Annotated in this window: 9 protein-coding genes; 4 read left to right on the top strand and 5 right to left on the bottom strand. The window is 51.8% G+C overall.

What is annotated here, in order from left to right; translation table 11 throughout:
- The first annotated feature begins 312 nt into the window (after nt 1–312).
- Entirely contained in the window at nt 313–2820 is a 2508-nt protein-coding gene (locus tag AC5S16_RS21060; RefSeq protein WP_493932088.1) for a glycosyl hydrolase family protein, read from the top strand.
- Nucleotides 2821–2822: 2 nt separating this feature from the next.
- Here AC5S16_RS21060 and AC5S16_RS21055 read toward each other — a convergent pair whose 3' ends face one another.
- Entirely contained in the window at nt 2823–3995 is a 1173-nt protein-coding gene (locus AC5S16_RS21055; RefSeq protein ID WP_493932087.1) for an acyltransferase family protein, read from the bottom strand.
- Nucleotides 3996–4451: 456 nt separating this feature from the next.
- Complete coding sequence (locus AC5S16_RS21050) at nt 4452–6584, bottom strand: GH92 family glycosyl hydrolase (RefSeq protein ID WP_493932086.1); 2133 nt, start codon at nt 6582–6584, stop codon at nt 4452–4454.
- Nucleotides 6585–6887: 303 nt separating this feature from the next.
- On the opposite strand from AC5S16_RS21050, the gene AC5S16_RS21045 reads away from it, so the two are divergent.
- The 3 genes from AC5S16_RS21045 (at nt 6888) to AC5S16_RS21035 (ending at nt 12984) form a co-directional block, all read left to right on the top strand.
- Nucleotides 6888–10505 carry a TonB-dependent receptor domain-containing protein gene (locus AC5S16_RS21045; protein ID WP_493932085.1) on the top strand — a complete coding sequence of 1206 codons (3618 nt, stop codon included), beginning with the start codon at nt 6888–6890 and terminating at the stop codon, nt 10503–10505.
- Nucleotides 10506–10618: 113 nt separating this feature from the next.
- Nucleotides 10619–11959, top strand: coding sequence for a sugar porter family MFS transporter (locus AC5S16_RS21040; RefSeq protein ID WP_493932084.1), 1341 nt, complete (start codon nt 10619–10621; stop codon nt 11957–11959).
- Nucleotides 11956–12984 carry a LacI family DNA-binding transcriptional regulator gene (locus AC5S16_RS21035; RefSeq protein ID WP_493932083.1) on the top strand — a complete coding sequence of 343 codons (1029 nt, stop codon included), beginning with the start codon at nt 11956–11958 and terminating at the stop codon, nt 12982–12984. Before AC5S16_RS21040 ends, AC5S16_RS21035 begins: the two co-directional genes overlap by 4 nt.
- A gap of 10 nt (nt 12985–12994) precedes the next feature.
- On the opposite strand, the gene AC5S16_RS21030 is transcribed toward AC5S16_RS21035, so the two are convergent.
- From AC5S16_RS21030 to AC5S16_RS21020, 3 genes are all read right to left on the bottom strand, one after another.
- Nucleotides 12995–15886, bottom strand: coding sequence for a glycosyl hydrolase (locus AC5S16_RS21030; RefSeq protein WP_493932082.1), 2892 nt, complete (start codon nt 15884–15886; stop codon nt 12995–12997).
- A gap of 141 nt (nt 15887–16027) precedes the next feature.
- Nucleotides 16028–17716 (bottom strand): hypothetical protein, encoded by a 1689-nt coding sequence (locus AC5S16_RS21025; RefSeq protein ID WP_493932081.1) that lies wholly within the window; start codon nt 17714–17716, stop codon nt 16028–16030.
- Between the two features lie 151 nt (nt 17717–17867).
- Nucleotides 17868–21143: a TonB-dependent receptor gene (locus AC5S16_RS21020; RefSeq protein WP_493932080.1), complete on the bottom strand. Its 3276-nt coding sequence runs from the start codon at nt 21141–21143 to the stop codon at nt 17868–17870.
- Nucleotides 21144–21160 lie beyond the last annotated feature (17 nt).

The following is a 21160-nucleotide window of genomic DNA, read 5'->3' as shown; positions in this document are numbered from 1 at the left end:
TCAGATTTTGAATACATACCCCAAAATGCTGGGGTTGCATCCCTTCATACCCCAAATCATGGGTGCCTCCTCGAACGTAACCAATTTATTGAATATTTTTGCAATTAGGTAACGTACCTTATTCAGTCTTTGTGTTAGATTGACCCTCATAACAATCAATTACTTGAAATCGTAGTTCCCTTCACTTCCAAGTATCTCTGCGGCTGTCCTGCCTAAAAATTCTGCATTCCACAGATTTCCAGCTCACTTCTGCGGAACTGCGCCACGTTACATAAGTGCCTGCGCACGTTACCTAAAGAGGGGTAGCCTGAGATGATCTTTCGTCCATGGGGAAAAGCTGTTTACATTTTTATTTTCTTGAACATATTCGCCGCCGCCCACGCTTTTGCGACGGTCACCATCGCGCTGAATGCCTATAACGGCAATGGAACCAATTCCCATACCGATGGCGTGGGAAGAGGCATCAATCTCATCGCGACCGTGCGGGGCACGACTAATACCGCCGTCACCTGGACGCTCTCCGGCGCCGGAAGCCTGTCAGTTACAGGCTCATATACGGCAACCTATACAGCGCCAGCCACGATGTCCTCGAACTCGAACATCGTTATCACCGCCCACGCCAGTGCGAACAGCTCTGTGTCAGCGTCCTATAGCTTCCAGTTGCAGAATCCCGTCCCCGATATTCATTACGCCACCGGATGGCCATTGCCCACCGACACGACAACGAACCTGGTCGTGGTCGGGCAGAACTTCCAGCCCAGCACTGTCTTCTATGTCAATGGAAGCGCCGCCCAGTCCACTTATCAATCTTCGACCCAGGTAACACTTAAAGTGTGGATTCCCTATAACTCCTATGGATCCATCCAGGTAGGAGCGAAAACCCCGGCTCCAGGCGGTGGCACGAGCCCAAACCTCGCTGTGCCCATCAAGCCTCTGGTGATCAACCTGAACGCCTTTGATCAGAACGGCACCAATACCGGTACCGCGAGGCTCGGGCTACCAGTCCAGTTCCGCGCCAACGTCACCGGCTCGCCTGACCTCGGACGCACATGGGCTATCAACTGGAGCATCCAGGGTTCCGGATCGATCAACAGCAATGGCACATATATCGCACCGGCAGCTATGCCCTCGAGTTCCGCCGTGACGGTGGTTGCGAGTCTGGCTGCAAATTCCCAGGTCCGCGCTACATATCAGCTCACCTTTCAGAATCCCCTGCCCGTCGTGAATGCCGCCAGCCCCACGCACCTCGCGCCCGGCACGACCAAAGTAGTGACATTGACCGGCAGTGGCTTCGTTCCCGGCAGCAAGGTTCTCGTGAACGGCACGGCTGTATCTACCACGTTCCAATCGGTCAAAACGCTCCAGGCGTCTGTCCCAGCAGGCAGTTCAAGCCGCGTCCTGGTTACAGTTCAGAACCCGAGTCCCGGCGGAAGCACCAGCCAGCCATATTCTCTTCAGGTCGACAGTCCTGCTTCAGCATCGGCAACCATCGGCACCACTCTTGGCAGATATGTTCAGTCGAACTTCATCGGACTCTCTCACGAGTGGAATGATGCCCAGTGGTTCATGGGATCGTCGAAGAACGGTGTGAACCCGATCTACCGCCAGCTTGTGCAGAATCTCATCAACCCGGGCTCGCGCAAGTTTGTCATCCGCGTGGGAGGCTACTCGTCTGACACCTCTGGCTATCCCACTTCCGATACGGTGACGCCGTTCGCCGAACTCACACAGGCGCTTCCCGTCCACTTCACCCTCGGCGTCAATCTGGGCGCGAACAATCCATCACTGGCGCAGGATCAAGCGTACACGTACATCAAGAACATGCCCGGCGGCACAGTCGATGCCATTGAGATCGGCAACGAGCCCGATAAATATGCCGCCTATGGGTGGCGATCCAGTACTTACTCGATCTCGAACTATCTGTCTCAATTTGCCCAATGGAGAAACACTATTCTCCAGGCAGTCCCAGCATCGACAAAGTTTCTCGGAGCTTCCTGGGGATCTCTCGGTTCGCTCGAGAACGGCATGGTCTCCTTCGAGGCACAGGAGCTTTCGCGCGTGCCGACATTCAGCCAGCACAACTACGCCGAGTACACGGAAATGCAGAGCTATCCGGACAATTATCTGCTGAGCAACCAGGCTGCCACCCAGGAGGCGCAGGCTGTATCCGCCTATGTTGAGCTGGCACACCAACAGGGACAGATGTTCCGGATCGGGGAAATGAATTCCATCGACAACGGTGGAATTAACGGGATCAGTAACTCATTCGGCTCTGCGCTATGGGCCATCGACAGCATGTTTGAACTGGCTAATGTCGGCGTCGACGGAGTGAACTGGCACGGAACCAGTGGATGCTCGTATTGCGCCTTCACCTTCTCCACGCTGAACGTCGACGGGCGAGTCGCCTATAGCCTGGCAAGAGTGAACCCGCTCTACTATGGGCTGCTCATGTTCCACATGGCCACGGTAAATACGCCCCGTCTCCTGCCGGTCAAGTTGAGTGCCGCGGCCAACATCAAGGTGTGGGCGGTGATGGACTCGAGCAAAATCGTCCACGTTGTCATCATCAACAAGGACGAATCCTTCGCCGGCAACATCTCCATTTCCCTACCCGGCTACGATACAGCGCAAGTGACGAAGCTGGTTGCACCCGGCTTCGAGTCGGCTACAGGCGTGTCGCTAGGCGGACAGACCTTTGATGGCAGCGTCGATGGCAAGCTTGTAGGCAGTACAGACAACATCACTATCACGCCGTCCAATGGAACCTACAGCGTACCTCTGCAGCCAACCAGCGCAGTGATGCTTACGCTGAAGCCGTGATTTCAGGATTCAACCTCGACGGCTGGCTCCAACGGGAATTCCTGCGCCGGTCTTGGAGCGGAAGTGCTCTTCCGCTTCAGGCGGGCGCGGAGGTTCTCTGTAGGCGCCTCAATGAGGAAATGGACAATTTCGGCGAGCACAATCGAAATTGCGAGGCCGACCGAAGCACGCAAAGGGATGCCCCAGCCTGGAAGGTGGCTCTCGATCTGTGTCAACACCATGTAGTGAATCAGATATAGAGCATATGATCTTACTCCCATCCATGAGAGGAGACGGGTGTTCAGACCCCTGCCGACCAGAGTCGCCGGATAATGCACGACGTAATAGAGCAGCGGCGCCAGCGCCAGTCCTTGCAGCGTGTAGCGAAGCGTCGACCGGAACAGCTCGCCGCGAACAGCAAACGTAAGCAGGAGAACAAAAATGCAGCACGGAACAATCACGCGCTTCAGCCTGCGTTCCTCGAAGACGCGCGCACATAATTCTGTCTGCTCGAAGAATGCAAGCGCACATCCGAAAAGGAGCGAATCGGCCCGTGTGTCGCTCCCGTGCTCGGCCCAGCTCATGGCTACTCCATGCGGAAGCAGCGTGGAAAAGTGCGTGACCACGATCACTCTCCACACCAGGTCAGCAAGACAAATCATGAGCAGCGCGATTGTCATTCGCTTGTACGTGAGCCGGAAACGATAAAGCATCAGCACTACAAACGCCGGAAACAACAGATAGAAGTGTTCCTCGACCGCGAGCGACCAGAGCGGCCCGAGACCCGGGATAATTCCCGGCGGTACTCCATGAAAGAGAAGATTGTCGTAGTTCGAGAAATACAGAGCCTGCGACACCGCGCCATGCACCGTTATGCCGGCAAGCTGGCTGGTCGACCAGAGATAGACCAGCGCTGCGAAGAGCACCGCATACATCGGCGGAAAAATGCGGAGCGTCCGTCGTGCATAGAAAAGTGGAATGGAAATCGAATGGAACTTCTCATCTTCGCGGATAAGAAGCGTTGTGATCAGATATCCGCTCAGAATGAAGAACACGTAGAGCCCAAAGGCCCCTGGGATATAGTGATCAAGCCCTGCATGAGCCACGAAAACGATGAGAAAAGAGATCGCCCGCACGCCATCAAGCGAGGGAATTTTCCGTTGCGCTGCATAAGCAGCGCTTTGGGTCGACTGCATCCGGTGCTCCCGTATTTGTCCGGCAGAAAACTTAAAGAGTCGAGCTTTTTGTGGAGTAATGCGCGGGGAGTCATCGCGCCTTGAGCGAAATGAAGGCTGAAATGACCTGATGGAACAACCGCTACATCAGTGTCCTAATTTTTTTATTTTATTGCGACCGTAACTATAAATCGCACTACACCGCGAGGAATAATGTGGTTGATCGAATAACCAGCGAATGCGAATAACTATCGCGGCACACGTACTTTGATGCTTTGATTATCAACGCCGTCGTGCGATTGAGTCAAACATTCCCCAGTCAATCGATCTATATATACAACAGGGATTATTTAATCAAAGCTTAATGCTGTTGGCCGCTTGAGCGCCCCGGTTGAGACACCGCAGATCGCAGCGCACGCCATCCAGTCCGATCTCTTATCCATAAAAGCATCACTCTCCGCGTCTGCCTATGATTCACTATTTCACTGAAATCACCAGATCCTCTCCGTTCAGGAGGTCTTTGTGCGTAATGAAATATCCGGGGATCTTCCTTCCGCCATAGCTGATGTCTGTAATTTGAAGCCCGGCTCCCTTTCGCATAATCGTAAATGCCTTGGCATGAGGCATCGCGAAGGTTACCTTCTCAAATAAAGGCACGGTAACGATATATTCGGGATCTGCCGGCGAATATGTGTAGAGTCCGATGGCATTGAAGACATACCACGAAGACATTTCTCCGGCATCGTCCATCCCGCACAGGGCCAGACCATCGTCGCCCATCCCATAGAACTTGTTCATGATCGTGTTCAGGATGGCCTGGGATTTGGGCTGCTTGCCGACGAAGTAATCAAGGTAGGCAAAGCCATGATCCGGCTGGTTTGACTGAGTATATTGGCCAATGAAGCTATTGATGTTTTCGGCAATGTAGTTCGGGTTCCAGGGAATGGAAAAGAGCCGGTCCAATTGCTTCTCAAAGTCTGCCTTGCTTTTGTACAGACCGATGAGCCCTTCGGTGTCATGCGGCGCAAAGAAGGATGACTGCCACGCATTCGCTTCCCGGTACATGTATTCGTAATAAGGGTATTCAGGGTTGAAATTCTTTACCCATTCGCCATTCTCCAGGCGGCCTCGCATCAACCCGGTAGATGGATCGAATACATTCTTATAATTCTTAGAGCGCTTCATCAATGCTTCATAGTTGGAAGTATCATTGAGCTCTTTAGCCAGCTGGGCAACCGCGTAATCGTCATAAGCGTATTCGAGCGTTTTAGTAACACCGGCCTTCGCTTTTGTCTCTACGTTGGGGTTGGCTATATCGGGAGTAGAAATATATCCCTTCTGGATGTACTCGGAAATATAAGGTCTCGTGCCTCCTTCAATAGTGGCGTTGCGCAGCAATAATCGATATGCGTCTCGAATATCGTAGTCGCGCAATCCGCGCAGATAAGACCCGGCAATGAAGACAGCAGCATGGTCACCGTGAAAGAACGTTGGTATGAAGCCTGTCTTGTCGCCTCGGTCGATCAAGGAGCGGATGACATCTGTAGTTACCTGGGGGGAAAGCATGCCGAGCAGAACTAATTTATTCCGATAGTCATCCCAGAGTGATGGAAGCGTGTAGTACTGGAAATCCGCTTTGACAACTGCTCCCTTTACGTCTGTATATTCGCCATTCACATCGCTCCTGAGCGCCGGCCAGAGAAAGGAACGGTACAGGCAGGAATAAAAAAGCATCTTCTCGCGTTCAGTGCCGCCTGAAACTTTGATCTTCGATAGAAGTGTCTCCCACTCAGCCGATGCCTGAGTCTTTACAGACTCAAAACTCTTTCCCGAAAGCTCTTTTTCAAGATTCAGTTTGGCGTTTTCTGTGCTGACAAACGAAAGACCTATCTTGATTTCTACGGGCGCGGTGCCATCGGCAAAATCGACGACTGGTAATTCGTTGTGGCTCCCTTTCAGGCGCTCAATCTGCTTGATCTGGTAATTCGAGATGGCGTAGAAGAAGACCTTTTCACTCGCGGTCTGATATCCGCTGAAGGCGTGATCTCCTTCCTGTTTGATATCCCAATCACGAATTCGCTCGTTTGAAACCGGAAGATTGACAATCAGTTCCTTGGGCTGGCTATTGTCATCGAAAGTGTAGCGATGGTAGCCGGTTCTTAACGTCGAGGTGAGTTCGGCATTGATGTGATAGCGCTCCAAGTAAACCTGATAATAGCCAGGGTGAGCCGATTCCCTTTTGTGAGTAAAGGTCGAACCAAAATCATCGGGATCTACTTTGCCGCTTATTGGAAGAACTGGAATGTTGCACAGATTCCAGTGGCCTTTATTTGTATGCGCAAAGGCGTAGATCACAGAGTTCTCATATTCATAACCAGCGCCGCTGCCGAACCTAGTGATTGGGCTGAGTTGAACCATGGCATTTGGCACAGATGCCCCGGGAAAGGTCAGCCCCGCCCAGACCCGCCAAGGAGGAGTGAAGCCTATGTCTGCCGGATTTGTGAGCGGTGCTGTGCCCAGGAATGGATTGACGTAGTCGGTGAGTTGTTCCGCCAGCAGAGAGCAAGTCGCGGAAAGGAACAGTACGGCAGAAATGAGCACTTTCATCATTAGGATTCTTAGCTCCTGAGAACTGTTTTATATCGATAGGTTTGCCTGAATCTCCGGGAGTGTTGCCTTCCGATCTACCAATCCACTGACATTTCCAGTCGTTTTCTGAACTCGTATCTGAATAGGAAACAGTGAGCAGTATACGGTGAAGAAATCATTCTTGACAACGATGTCATTGAAGGCATACATTTCGACCCGATCAAAAGATGACAGCGATGTCATCACCTAGATAAACCCCTGACTCGCAAGCCCTCACCTCTAATACTCCCGGCTGCGGGCAACTGCTTCATTGTGAGGAAAACAGTGAAACGCAATTTAAAAATCATTCATTTTCGATCATTGTGGAAACGTAACCATCATAGCCTGCTCTGGGCCTTCATTATCTTCGCTTGCACGATGCCCAGCCTGCATGCCCAAGAGTTCCGTGGAATTATTACTGGACAGGTTACGGATTCCAGCGGCAACATTATTCCTAATGCCATTGTCGTGGCAGTCGGGCCGCAGCAGACCTATAGCACGAAGACTGCGCCTGACGGCAACTTTACGATTCCACTGGTACAACCAGGAGTCTACAAGGTATCGGCCTCCGCTCAGGGCTTTAAGAAGATCGAGCAGCAAGGTATCAGAATTGATGTTGCGGGAAAGGTCAATCTGCCGTTTGTGCTGGATGTGGGCTCAGTCACAGAAACGGTCTCAGTTTCTGCGCAGACGGCACAGTTGAACACAACCGATGCATCCGGCGGATCGGTCGTGGCTCCTGAACAAGTGCAGAACCTTCCGCTTAACGGCCGGCAGGTCTATTCCCTGGTCTCACTCACACCCGGAGTTAAAGCTCCGAACCCGGGCAATGCTGCCAGCGAACTAAATGAAAGCAACAGTTACTCCATTAATGGAAATTGGGGAAATTACAACCAGTTTTCTTTGAATGGCGCTCCCGTTTCGCAGCAGAACGGCGCTGCCTCCGGCACCTGGAACATCTCTCCGAGCGTCGACGCTGTAGAGGAATTCAAGGTGATGACCAACACTTACGATGCGCAGTACGGGCGCACAAACGGCGGCACTGTAAATACGATCCTCAAGAGCGGCACACCTGAATTTCACGGAACACTCTATGAGTTCTGGCGGAATTCAGCATTGGACGCCAATACCTATGCTCTCAACCAGGCAGGTCAGCCCAAGCCGTTTCACAACCAGCATCAATTCGGAGGAACGTTAGGCGGTCCCGTCATCGGACTCCGCAAAAGTACATTCTTCTTCTTCAGTTATGAGGGCTGGAGGGAAATTACGCCGAACAGTGTTACTACAACCACGATTACTCCTGATCTTCTGCCGGGGGCTGACGGGAGCGTCCATCTCGACAGCTATCTTCAGGGCACTGGCAAAACCAACATCTACGATCCTTTGACAACAACCTGTGCTGTTCCCGGGCAAAATCCATGCCAGAACTATACGCGTCAGCAGTTCGCTGGAAATGTGATCCCATCGAACCGCATCAGCTCCGTCGGAGTGAACCTGCTTAAGCTTTTGCCGCTCGCGAATCGGCCAGGATATACCAACAACTATGTCGTCAATGCTCCGGGCAGAAACAGCTACAACCAGGCCATTGCCCGTGTCGATCATAACTTTGGCGACAAAACACGCATCTATGGAATGTATGCCTGGTGGGCAGGCACGCAATTTCTGAACCAATCCGGTTTCCCGGGCGCTGCGGGCACGAACGCTGGTGGAAATAACAATTACAACTATTCTCAGTCTTCGCTAACACCGGTCTTCGACGTAACCCATACATTCGGACCGAATCTGTTTGCCGATGTGCGCCTCTCCTATAACCGCGCCTACAACATAAGTTATGACGGGGCCGAGGCAGCAGGCGTCAGCAACGCGACGGTCGACAGCATTGGGCTTAGCATGCCGCAGCTTCCAACCACCGATAAACGTTATTTACCGGAGATTCAGTTTACTGGCGATAACAGCAGCGACAAGGCATTGCCCAATTTTGTCGGAAATATTATCAGCCCATCGATCTTCGAAACCTACAATGCAGCTCCTTCGATAACACACGTTATCGGGCCCACAACTCTGCATTACGGCGGAGAGATCTCGTGGTATCACGATGTGGCCAACGGCATCCGTAACGCAAATGGGACCTTTACCTTTGGTCCTGCATTTACGCAGCAGAATCCCAAGGTGGGGAACAACGATGGATCGAGCCTCGCAGATATTCTGCTGGGCTATCCGGCGTCCGGAGGTGTTGAGTATAACTATCCGACATATGAATCCTATAAGGCCTATGGCGTTTTTATTCAGGATGACTGGAAAGTCAACCACAGGCTGGCTTTGAATATTGGCCTGCGCTACGAGAATGAGACCTCGCCTGTAGATCGCTGGGGACGCCTGCAGGCAGGCATGTGCCTGACATGCACCAATCCGATCAGCGGCAGCATGCCATCCGTGACACTTCCTAACGGAGCTGCGTTCGCCAATCCCATCGTAGGAGGACTGATGTTCCAGAAGGATCGCTCCCCCTATCAAAATACGTGGGGAATCCTGCTGCCGAAGTTCGGGGCATCGTTGAGCTTGACCAAGAACCTAGTGATGCGTGGCGGCTGGGGTGTGTTCCGCGCGCTTGGATTCGAACTGGGAGGCACATCCACCTGGGATACCACGACCAGCTATACGGCATCACTGGACGACGGGCTCACTCCTAATGCAGATTTCAGAAACGCGAATCCATTCCCCAGCGGCTACAGCACACCACCAGGAGATTCTCAGGGACTTGCATCCGGCGATGGTGATGGAATCTGGTATGACAGCTGGTACCGCAAGATTCCTTATACTCATCAGTTCTCTTTTGGATTTCAGGGCGAGATCAATGGAGGGATCGTCTGGGATCTTGAATATGTAGGTGCACACACAGAAGATTTGCGAGCAGGCAGTCAACAGGCTCACCTGACGCCCGGGCAGTTCGCCCAAGGCAACCAGAATCACGCATATCTTGACCAAATGATTGCGAATCCATTCTATGGCAATCCACTCATTCCCAAGACCGCATATCTTGGCTCGCACCCAACAGTTCCAGTGCGGGAAATGATGGTGCCGTATCCGCAGTATGACAGCTCGTCCGGTCCGGAAGTATTTGAATGGAACACTCCATGGGGCTACAGCAATTACCACTCATTGATCGCTAAAGCTGAAAAACGTTTCAGCGGCACCGGATTGCTCAGCAATGGCCTCAACTTCACAGCCGCGTTCACGTGGTCGAAACTCCTCAGCGCTACAGGCCTGCTGAATAATGGATTGCTGACCGACTCCGGCCCTTATTATGGTATTGACTCCAGCGATCGTCCGTTCCTCTTCAGCTTCGCGGGAGTTTATAAGCTTCCGATCGGCCCAGGGGGATTGATTGCCAACGACGCACACGGTGTTGTTGGAGCCCTGGTCAATAACTGGCAGGTGGATTGGGTCGTCAATAACCAGAGCGGGACTCCGATTAATTATCCGAATAACTACCTCTATACATGCGGTGCATTTAACATACGGCCGGCTCACAAGAGCTGGGGCAGCTATCTGAATAACTCCAACCCTGGCTGCTTTACTGGCTTTCCCGAATACACGGCGATCACGGCTGGGCCGTACACCGCCGCGGTACATGCGCCATGGGCGGAGCAAACGCAGGTCGCGTTGCAGAAGCAGTTTCCCTTTACTGAAAGAGCCCGGGCACAATTCAGAATTGAGGCATTTAATATGACCAATACGCCGATCTTCAATGGCCCCAACATCAACAATCCGAACTCCCCTGTTCAGCGAGTTGCCGGCATACCGGAGAGTCAGCCAGGCGCTTATACGGGCTATGGAACTGTTGGCAATTCGACAGCGAACAGTCCGCGCCAGGTTCAATTGTCATTGAAGATTCTGTTCTGACAAGCTTGCCTCTTGAAAGGGTGCGTAATTTGCACTCTTTCTTTCCAGGACACATGATCGAAAACCACTGAAGAGCCGAAGTCGGAGCCTGCTAAGATTTCAGCATTCCATTCATGAACCGACGGTTGATCCTGACAATTAGTGCGGGCTCGCTTTTCGGCTTGCTGTTCGGCTATGACATCGGTGCAATGGCTGGCGCGGCGCCGAGCATAAGAATTTGTTTTGATCTTTCTCCCGCCGCCTTTGGTGCGGCAGTTTCTGCTGCTCTGCTTGGCACAATCGCCGGCTCTCTGACCGCCGGATTTTTGTCGGATGCGCTGGGCCGACAAATAACATTATCCATTGCAGGATTCTTATACCTGGTTGCGGCGATTACAGCAGCTTCTGCAAGTGGCTTCAGGCAGTTCGCCGCATCTCGCTTTCTATGTGGAATAGCCATAGGGCTTATCTCGGTTGTGGCTCCGATGTATCTGGCCGAGGTCTCTCCCTCCAGGCTGCGCGGGCGGATTGTTGGGTCTTTTCAGATAAGTCTGAGCATCGGCGTTGTAGCCGGATTTCTGGCAGGATATCTCCTCTCCACTTTTACTACCTCAGAGGATGCATGGCGCCTCTTGTTGATTGGCGGCATAGCTCCTGCTCTGTTCGCTGAAATATGCTTGTTGGGCTCAGTGGAGAGCCCGCGCTGGCTGGCTATCCGAGGCCGGTTCACAGAGGTCCAGTGCTCCTTGGAACAGCTGGGCTCCGAGCAGATCGACTCTGATGCCGCCGCGATTGCCGATGCTGCAAAGGAGCCTGAACAGGTATCGTTTTTCTCACATCAGTCAATTCGTCCTGTTGTTCTTGCAGTCAGCATAGCCGTGTTTAACCAACTTACTGGAGTCAATGCCCTCCTGTATTACATCCTGGATGTCTTTAAAGATCTTGGTTCCGGACGGCTGAATGGGCGCGCGGATGCGCTCGCGCTTTCGATTCTCAGCCTTTGCGTAACCGTTCCGGCTGTGGGTCTGCTCGATAAGATCGGGCGCAAGCCCCTTTTGCTTGCGGGAACCGCCGGGATGAGTATTTGTTTATTTCTGCTTCCAGCCATTCACTGCCAGGGCTGGCCGGCATCGGCTGTTGTCATTGTTCTTGCCTGCTATGAAGCCTGCTTCAGTTTTTCCCAGGGTCCTCTGATCTGGGTCTACTTGAGCGAACTTTTTCCTGTCTCTACGCGTGCGCGAGGGCAGAGCCTCGGAACTACTGTGCATTGGATCACTAATGCTTTTGTGGTCGGTGTTTTTCCGGCGATTACATATCGCTTTGGTGGAAAAGTCTTTCATGGCCTGGCATTGTTGATGATTCTTCAGTTCTTTGTAATTCTTCTGTTCTATCCAGAAACAAAGGGCAGAAGTCTGGAATCTTTGGCATTGCGAGCAGTGCCTGATATTGCGCAGTCCATAAGGAATACAAAGTGATAAGAAAACAAGGCGCTGTGACCCTAGCTGATGTGGCGAAAGAAGCTGGTGTCTCGCTCAAGACAGCCTCCCGGGTCCTTAACGACTCCCCTGAACTCCGTCCGGATACGGCAGCACGCGTTCGCGAGGCAATGACGCGCCTGGGATATCAACCGAACGAGCTTGCTCGGGGACTGAAATCAAAACGGTCGGCGACCATTGCCATGATTGCACCGAATCTCGCTGATCCTTTCACGGCAACCGCAATCCGTGCAATTCAGGATGTAGCGCGCGCACATGGCTATGTCGTCATCCTGGCCAGCTCCAGCGGTGATGTTGGCCTTGAGGAGTCAGAACTCCGGGTTATGGCGAGGCGCCAGATCGATGGCATCATACTGATTGCGGCGAGCAGCGGGAAGAATAATCTGAAATCGTTTATAGCAGCTCAGGTCCCTGTGGTGGTTTTTGATGAGCCTGTCCGAGGTGCGGATGTCGACACCATCACTGTTACAAATCGCAAGGCAGCCCGTGAAGCGACAGAACATTTGCTCAAACATCGGTATCGCCGGATTCTTGCTGTGGGGGCCCGTCCTTACCTGTACACCTGCAGTGAGCGCATTGCAGGATACCGCGCTGCGATGAGAGCTGCCGGTGCGGAACCATTTGAGCTCCTGGTTCAGCATGAAGATCAGTTGGTGCCTGAGCAGCTTTCCGAGTTTCTTTCTGGAACCGCACCTGCGGATGCAATCCTGAGCCTCAACTGGGTATGCTCCATTCGTGTTCTGCGTAGCTTAAAAGTATTAAAAAAGCGTATTCCAAAGGATGTTGCCTTCATTTCTTTCGACGACTTTGATTTAGCGGAAATGATCCCCCCTGGCATTACAGTTGTCCGTCAACCGACCAGCGAGCTGGGATTACGGGCAGCACAGAATTTATTTGAACGAATTATCAGCAAGAAGCAAGCGGCGCCTCCGCGTAAGGTAGTTCTACCCACAGAATTTATCATTCGCGGATCGTGCGGCTGCCGGGTGGAAACTTCAGACTGATGGAATCCAATCATTCACTCGTCACTAAAGATATTGGAGGAATTAGTCCCAATGGATAAAAGGGTGTGTCGGATGTCCATGCTCTCGCAGTGGAATTATTTTGCAAGGTCTTCATGTAATTACCCAGGGTCGTAACTATTTTGATTGATATGTTGTTCTCCCCAGGAACTATCTTCTCGGAGAGATCATATTGATGGTTGCCATACCAGCGAATTCCTAATGAATGACTATTTATTTGAAGCTCCGAAACCGCATGGAGATAACCAAGGTTCAGCCATACAGTCTTTCGAGGTTTATCAATGTGAATTTGTTTGCTGTAGGTAATTGTGCCTGCAAATGACTTCAGATCTTCGCGTTCATTGAAATCCACCAAGTCCTGCAAAACAATGTTTCTCTCTGTTCCGTCCACATGCTCAAGCTTTACATCCCATGGCCCTGAGATGATCTGTTTGTAAGCAGATGAGCTTGGAGCTTCTCTGTAGCCAAATACATGCTGCGTAAGGTTATTCTCATCATCCGATCTGGCAGGAGATTCAAAGACAATCAGCTTTGACTCCGATGGTCCCAATGAAATACGGAGCACATTTCTTTTCACAGCAGTCGGGTAAGGCATCCGAGCGCCGGACTCCACGTCCCACAACCATGCTTCTTTATTGCCCGTGTTGAATGAAGCTTCAAACGTATGAAGCTTCTCCGGTCCATAGTTGGTGAAGAAAAATATCTCCTGTGCTCTATTACGGTAATGAATCTGACTGATGAAATCCGTTGGCGCACTTATAAGTACATCTGGTTTTAGCGCATAACGAGCCTGTAGATCGCGATACCAGCTCACTATGTCGTGCTCATTGACGGGCACCAAGGGTGTACGATCTGGATGGGCCTCCCGCATTGCCGTGATGATCTTGAGAACCGCATTGCTGTTTGCAGCCTGATCGGTAAGTCCCGGCGCACAATGTGGAATGGAGTCAATGAAGATCACTGTTCCGCCTGATTCCACAAACAATTGCAACTGCCTGGCGGTTGTAGTCCGAATTGATTCAGCGGCTGGGATGAGAATAGCCTTATAAGACCTGTCGGCAAAGGTGAGCCGGCCGTCTTTAACAGCAGATTTCGCGATGATCTCTTCCGAGATGTAGTCGCATCCACTTCCATTTTGGTGGACCACCTCCCAAATCTTGTAGAGATAGTCGGGATAAGCGATTCTAGGAAACGGATCTCGCTGAAATCCGTATCTGGATGCAAGGTCTGCCCAAGGAGGAAGAATTGCGATGTCCGCCTGCATCTCTGCGTGTTGAAAAAGAGCTGACAGGCGGGCTTTGTAGTTTGTCCATCGATTGAAATAAGGCCACCACGTGTTGCGCTCGCTGAAATACGTACCATATCGAACCCATCCGGGAAATGGCGCAGTAGGCGGGCTGTAGTTGAAACCATGTAATACGGACTGGTTCACTCCCGATAGCATACTCTGATCGCCAGCAACCTTGATCCGATCAAGTGAAGCGTGAAATGGGTCATCCGTATTCGTCATCTCCTCACAGCTGATGAGCCGTTTACCCGCCAGATGAGCAGCCGAAGATACAAACTTGTTGATCATGGTGTAGCTGCGGCCCTGAGTGTAACCGCCGCTGCCGAACTCCTGCACCTGCTCAGATCGTATCCAGGTCTCACATTCAGGAATATCGATCATCATGCCAGCCACGATCGGATCACAATCCATGCCATAAGCCTGCATGCGAGACTTCACACCTTCTCGATGGCACCAATCAACAAAGGTAGAAACAAACCTTTCTTGAAACAATTCGTGCTTCGTAATTTCAAAGTCATAGCGAACAAGCTGAACTTGCTTTGCGAAATCGGATGAGAATTCAGCCCCATAAGATTCATTGACCGCATTTCCCATCTCGCCAATCTTGAACAATACGAATGAAAGATACGGCGCTAAATCATATCCTCGCCTGCGTTGAAACTCTGTGAGCATGTCATCACACCAGTTCGCCCCTTCCAGTTCAATACTGTCTGTGAAGAATGCTCGAAAATGTTGCCCCAAAGGGCCAAGTGTGGCGACGAGCCGCTCTGAAATGCGATCCAGATACTGAGCAACGGACTGGGCATTGTAGTGATTCAAGACCGGACCGCTGGCTCCGGGAGCTCCATTGATGACTGCCATGAAGCCTGTAAGTTTCACCAGAAAATAGAGGACGTGCCGGCCTGGGGGGACGTCGAATTCTATGACGTTTGTTTCCCGGCTTTCTTTTACCGGAATCGCAGCCTCAACTCCATTCAACTCATATGGCACCAATGTGAGTGCGAAAAGTTCTTTCAGTGAATCCTTGTACGGAGAAACGAATCGCGGACTTACATCCGCCAATAACTCAGAAGATGTAAGACGTATATGCTGCGGGCCTGAGAACTCCCGAGTTCCAAGGGCTATCATCTGAGTCTGGTCTTGCCTGCGCAGAAACTCGCCGCCATAAGGCCAGCCGGAACCGACGATCATGTCGCACGTCATTCCTCTTTCCTTGCAGCCTTGCACAGCGACTTTGAGGACTGAAATCCATTCGTCGCTCATCCAGGTGAGCGCCTTTGTATGGAGCGGATCGGCTTCTGCGGGAAACTTTATAGGATTGATTTCAACTCCGCCGATTCCGGCACGCATCAGTACATCAAGCTCTCTGATAACCTCATCCGATGACACTCTGTCCCCGTTCCACCACCACCGCACCATAGGACAGTAAGCATTCGGTGGATTCTGGAAGACTTTGAAAAGTTCGGTGTCTGCGTATGACTGTTCATTTCCCGCGCCCGTCCATCCTGTTGTGGCTGAGATCAACTGGTCTGCTTTAGAAAAGGGAATAGCGCCTGCAGTAAATGAGGCCAGGCGAAGGAAATCTCTTCGAAACATGCATTAGCTCCGACTACAGATTACTTGCCCGAAGAGATACGTATCGCGGTGCACGAAAACGATCACATCCGGCTCAAAGGGGAATCGATGGCGTAAAGCTTCTACTTCTACCTGGCGTCTCGCATCTGGCAGGGCAAAGACTCACTGCGCCAGCGTCAGACGCAGAGGGTTCCTTCGAGTAACGATCTTCACTCCATCTGCTGTTTTGGCTGCAATGCCATTCATTATGCGTACTGTATAGTCGAACCCGTTGAACTGATACTTCAATTGATCGGGTGTCACTTCCACAAGGGTTGAACGGTCGTCGGTCCACGCAAAGAGCAGGGCTTGTTGTGTATCGTGATTTCCATTCCCTGAAAAACTGAACTCGATAAACTTCTCACGGAATAGAACTGTCAACTCTCCGCCTCCCGCCAAAGAGACTGTCGCCTGTAAAGATGAGTCTGTCTGATGAACGTTTGGCTGCCCAGCCATCGTGAATGGAGTGAAGACGCCATTTTTATCAGTGATTCCAAATCGTGCCATTGCTCGTCGCCCACCATGTCCCGATAGCACAGCCTCATCGCTCCAGTGGTAGCCATCCAACACAGCCAGCATGCGCTGTTGGATTCCATGCTGCCGCGCAGTCTGAATGAGATACGGCTCAGCATAGCCATCGCTGTAGACATGCAAATCCCGCAGATAAAACTCATTGCCGCGAAAATGCAGATTGGCACGTAAAAATTTGCTCTGATACCACACCGTTCGCTCAGGGTCATTGGTTTTACCAAACGGATCCTGCAGCATGATCTGCGCCTGTACTGGCGTTTCCCTAAACGCACGCTTAAAGCGGCGACCGGTCTCACCCATTGTTTCGACAGTCAAATCCTTGTTCCGAGCCTGCGAGAGTTTAGCCATTTGCATGGGATAGGCCTCGCTCATTTGCGCCCATCCAAAACTATTTTCCTGCCCAAGCTGAGCATATGCGCATTGCATGCTTGACGTCTTCGCTATCATTTCGAGAAATCGATCAACAAAAATTTCTGACTGCCCCGATGGCCACACCGGCTCCATGGTGTCCGGATATGGAAGGGCCTTATCGTAGTAATAGACCGGATCCTGGCCTAACAATCGGAACATCGGGGTAGAGATTTGGTTCTTTGCCTCTAAAGCTGGACTCCATGCATTCTTTCGGCTTGGATAATAGGCTGCAATCGGCGCACCCCAAATTGTGAACCCATCCGTAGCCAGCTGATCACGGCAGTTTCCAAATGCGTCCACATGATAGTTGTCAGAAAAATGTGCAACTGTAACCGCATCCAGGTTCCAGGACGCAATCGATTTTGCATCCCGGCCAAATATGCGCCGGAAGGTTGACATAGCAGTATCAGCGAGCTTCCGCCGTTCATCTGACGTATAGCCAATCGCATACGCTACAGGGACATGGTAATCCCATTCCCAGCGTGGGTTACCGCGCCAGGCAATCGCGGCATCATCGCAGATTTTCCGGTTCATCTCAAACCAAATGCCTACTTCGTGATCAGAAGGCATCTCTGATTTGAGGAACTCAACAAACGGCCCCTCCACAAGGGCGTCGTATTGAAGAAGCCATGTTGCAGGCAACTTATGTTCTTTAATCAGGCGCATTTGCTCCTGTACAGGTTGGAACAGGTCCATCTTTTGCCGTGGCTCTTCTGCCCGGATGAAGTTCATGATGTTTACTGCACGCAGAGTTGAGCCGGGCTCAAGACCCATCGCCGACAAGTGCGGCAACGTGCACGTAACGATCATGCTCTTCAAACCACCCACCAACAGTTCACGACGTGTAAGGATGTTTCTGGAATTCTTCATCGATTCCCTTGCACCAGAGTCTTTGTCATGAGCTCGCAGAGATGCCATCATGATGATGGCACAATCACAAACTTGTCTTATCGCGAGATTGGTCCGCTGCTCTAATCGTGCACAATACAACTGCAAATCGATTAGAGCAGCGACGTTCTTACTAAAACTTCAGCTTAAGAGCAGCCTGCATCACGCGAGGATCGATAGGTCCTCTGGCGTTGATTTGCCCAAACTGGGCTGAGGTGGGGTCCGTGTTAGGAATGCCGAAGCTCGGATGGTTGAAAGCGTTGAACATCTCCCAACGGAATTGGATTCCATACCGGTCTTTGAACGTCCAATTCTTCATCAGTGCTGCATCGGTCGAGATAATCGCAGGCGAGATAAAGGGGTTTCTTCCCGAATCTCCAAAAGTGCCGGGCGCATTGGTGACAAAGGCGCCGGGATTGATGTAGTGGCTCAACCAGTGCTGCTTGCTGCCCTGGTGTACGTCAGGCGATACACCAGGAACCACATCTGCACGGTCTCCATATTGCAGTGATCCGGAAGCGTTTGAACCATTTCCACATCCGCAGATGCCGAAGGGTGAGCCACTGTGAGCCTCAATGATTGCGCTTATCTCCCATCCACCCAGCGTATTCCGCATGAATGCATTCGATCCCTCCAGAGATGGGACCGTATATACGAAATATGTGGTCGAAGCCAGAGGAACATTGAGTAACGAAACTCCCCTGTTGTATCGAATATCAAATGGATTCGGCAGTCCACCTTGAACGGCCAGGTTGCCGGTGGCCGACAGGTCGATCACCCTGGACCAGGTAAAGTTCGAACGGGCCTGGAAGCCGTGCGAGAAGCTCTTCTCCAGCCCCACCTGCAAAGAGTGGTACGGAGAGGTTCCCAAGCTTGTTTCTTCATCGATTTGGTTGAAGTCCGGATATCGCAGACGCTGTGCGTTCAATGCGGGGTTAGGAGAATAGAATCCGGGATTCAGATCGAGAATTGTGGCCAAATGATATGACTCCTTCCCTACATATGCGATATGAAGGGCCACATCTTTTGAAAGCTGCTGATCGACTGCCAAATCCCAGCTTTGGGTCATTAAAGCGCGAAAGTTGTTGGCAAATGCAGCCTCAATGCTTACTGGCAAGAGAAACGGTGAATTGCTCGGAGGCTCGTAACCCGTCGATGCAAATGGCGGAAACGGAGTCGTGTAATTTGTTGTCGCAAAGGTTGACCAGGGACTGTCGAACGGAATGGTATATCCAGCACCCGGCGCGGCGTTCATGTTATATACAGGACTGAACGGCGCGATGTCGGCGGTGTGATTGTACGTCGAATACGGAAGCGGCCCTGTAAACATTCCAAAAGCTCCGCGAATGGCCGTGTTCGGCAAGCTCTCAGGCTGCCAACTGAATCCGACCCGCGGTTGAAAGTAGCCATAGCTCGTTGGCATAAGGGCGGCATTCACACCCTGGTCTCCCGGAAAGACCAGACCCACAGGCGCATTGGGAAATCTCTGGCTCTGCTGGCCTGGACGAAATGCGGCTCCCCGTCCCTCACCGGGAGTGGAAGGCGGAAGGTTTGGATCCCAACGCAAGCCGGCCGTCACGGTAAGATTCGGCAAAACACGATATTGATCTTGCGCAAAGAGACCAACTTGCCATCCCTTGACGCTGGCGATTTCTCCTCCACCCTGTGTGAATTGATTTACATACCCAAGGAGAAAATCTGCCAAGCCGAAGCCAGTGTAGTTACTGAACCCTGTAATTGGCGCAGCCGGATAATCAGCATTCTCCTGTGCGAACTGCTTCCAAACGTTACCGCCAAAGCTGAGCGTGTGCAGCCCTATTGTTTTGGTAAGAGCCTCATTCAAACCATATGAATGCCGGTTTTCTACCTGAAGCGCGTTATATCCAGAACCGAAACCGCTGGTGGACAGTCCCTCAAGGTAACAGTGGCCAGGAATGTCATTGACAGCAATATATTTTGACATGCACACCTGATTGCCATTGATATCCTTCGGCTCTGCATAGGAAGCAACATAATCCTCTGTCCAGAAAATGCTAGCTTCGTTCACCGTAGATCTATTGATGATCCAATCATGCCCCAGCACAATGTTGTAGTCACGACCCTGCTGGGCATCTTGAATTGCCATCAGATTGCCATTGACCGATGCCGCCGGCTGCTCTTCCCAAAGCGTAAAGCTACGCAAGAATAACCTGTGATTGTCGTTGAGGGTGTAATCCAGTCGCCCTGTGCCTTCGTCATAGTTCTGAATTTGTACGGGGCTTGCGTAGTTGACCTGTCCCGTTGCGGGATTTTGTCCTAGAGGTAATGCCGTCGTCGCAATCTTTACTGCAGCCGGTGAAAAATACACAGGATTGATCTGGCCCGGCTTCCCATTAACCGTGGTAAACAAGTTCGGCTGGTTGGTATAGGGAGTAGTACTCAACGTCTCCCCTGCCGGAAGGGCAGCGGCAACTGCGCTAAAGTCTCCGTTGAGCATCGCTTGTGTTGGAGTGGATTGCTGGTTGTACTGAGCCGCATAGTGTTGCCGCGTTGCTTGATAGTTAGCGAAGAAAAACAACTTGTCCTTCACAACAGGACCACCGACATATCCGCCAAATTGGTTTCGTTTCAGAGTATCCACAGTTTTGGCAAAGTAATCCTTTGCGTTCAGAGCATCATTCCGCAAAAATTCAAACACGCCTCCGTGAAATTCATTGGTGCCTGATCTGGTCTTAATGCTCACAACTGCACCGGGCGCATATCCATACTGAGCATCGAAGTTCGTGCTCACACGGAACTGCTCGGTCGCGTCTGCGTTAGGAAATGGAGCCGTCTCAGGCATATAGGTATCCATGTTCGGAGAGCCGTCTAACAAAAAAAATGTGCTTCCCTGGCGTCCGCCTCCGGCTGAAGCATTGATTTCGGTAGGAATCGCCGTGCCGCCCGGAGCTAAACCCGCTGGAGATTGGAGTACGTTTGTGATTCCGGCGCTCAAGAAGATCAGACTCGATGGATCTCTTCCATTGAGAGGCAGCTCTGTAATCGACTGCTGGTTGATGACCTCGCTGACATCTCCTGAGGTTGTGTTGATGAGCGCGGATTCTCCAGAGACAGTCACTGTCTGTTTGCTGGCGCCCACCGTCATGGAAAATCTCAGACTTTTCTTTTCGCCGACAGCTAGAGTGACTCCTTGCGCGACAAAGGGTTCGAAGCCGGAAGACTCAATCGTGATCCGGTAATGCCCGGGCTCAAGCGCAGGCGCAATAAACTCTCCTGAGGAATTCGTCTTCACTTGCCGCGTCGCACCGGTATCCTGGCTGGCGATAAGGGCGCTCGCATCAGGTATTGCGGCTCCTGAAGAGTCCGTCACAAAACCAGTTATCTGGGCAGAAGACTCCTGCGCCAGGGCGGAAGGTGCGAAACTTACCAATACCGCTGCTGCGCAAA

The organism is Acidobacterium sp. FHG110202_01, assembly GCF_059115305.1.
The sequence above is the reverse complement of the archived record's forward strand: the minus strand, read 5'-3'. Positions and strand labels throughout refer to the sequence as shown.

Bases quoted from the DNA above. Each gene is read 5' to 3' on its own strand.
- AC5S16_RS21030 (WP_493932082.1), bottom strand. From the start codon at position 15,886: ATGTTTCGAAGAGATTTCCTTCGCCTGGCCTCATTTACTGCAGGCGCT.
- AC5S16_RS21050 (WP_493932086.1), bottom strand. From the start codon at position 6,584: ATGATGAAAGTGCTCATTTCTGCCGTACTGTTCCTTTCCGCGACTTGC.
- AC5S16_RS21060 (WP_493932088.1), top strand. From the start codon at position 313: ATGATCTTTCGTCCATGGGGAAAAGCTGTTTACATTTTTATTTTCTTG.
- AC5S16_RS21025 (WP_493932081.1), bottom strand. From the start codon at position 17,716: ATGAAGAATTCCAGAAACATCCTTACACGTCGTGAACTGTTGGTGGGT.
- AC5S16_RS21055 (WP_493932087.1), bottom strand. From the start codon at position 3,995: ATGCAGTCGACCCAAAGCGCTGCTTATGCAGCGCAACGGAAAATTCCC.
- AC5S16_RS21040 (WP_493932084.1), top strand. From the start codon at position 10,619: ATGAACCGACGGTTGATCCTGACAATTAGTGCGGGCTCGCTTTTCGGC.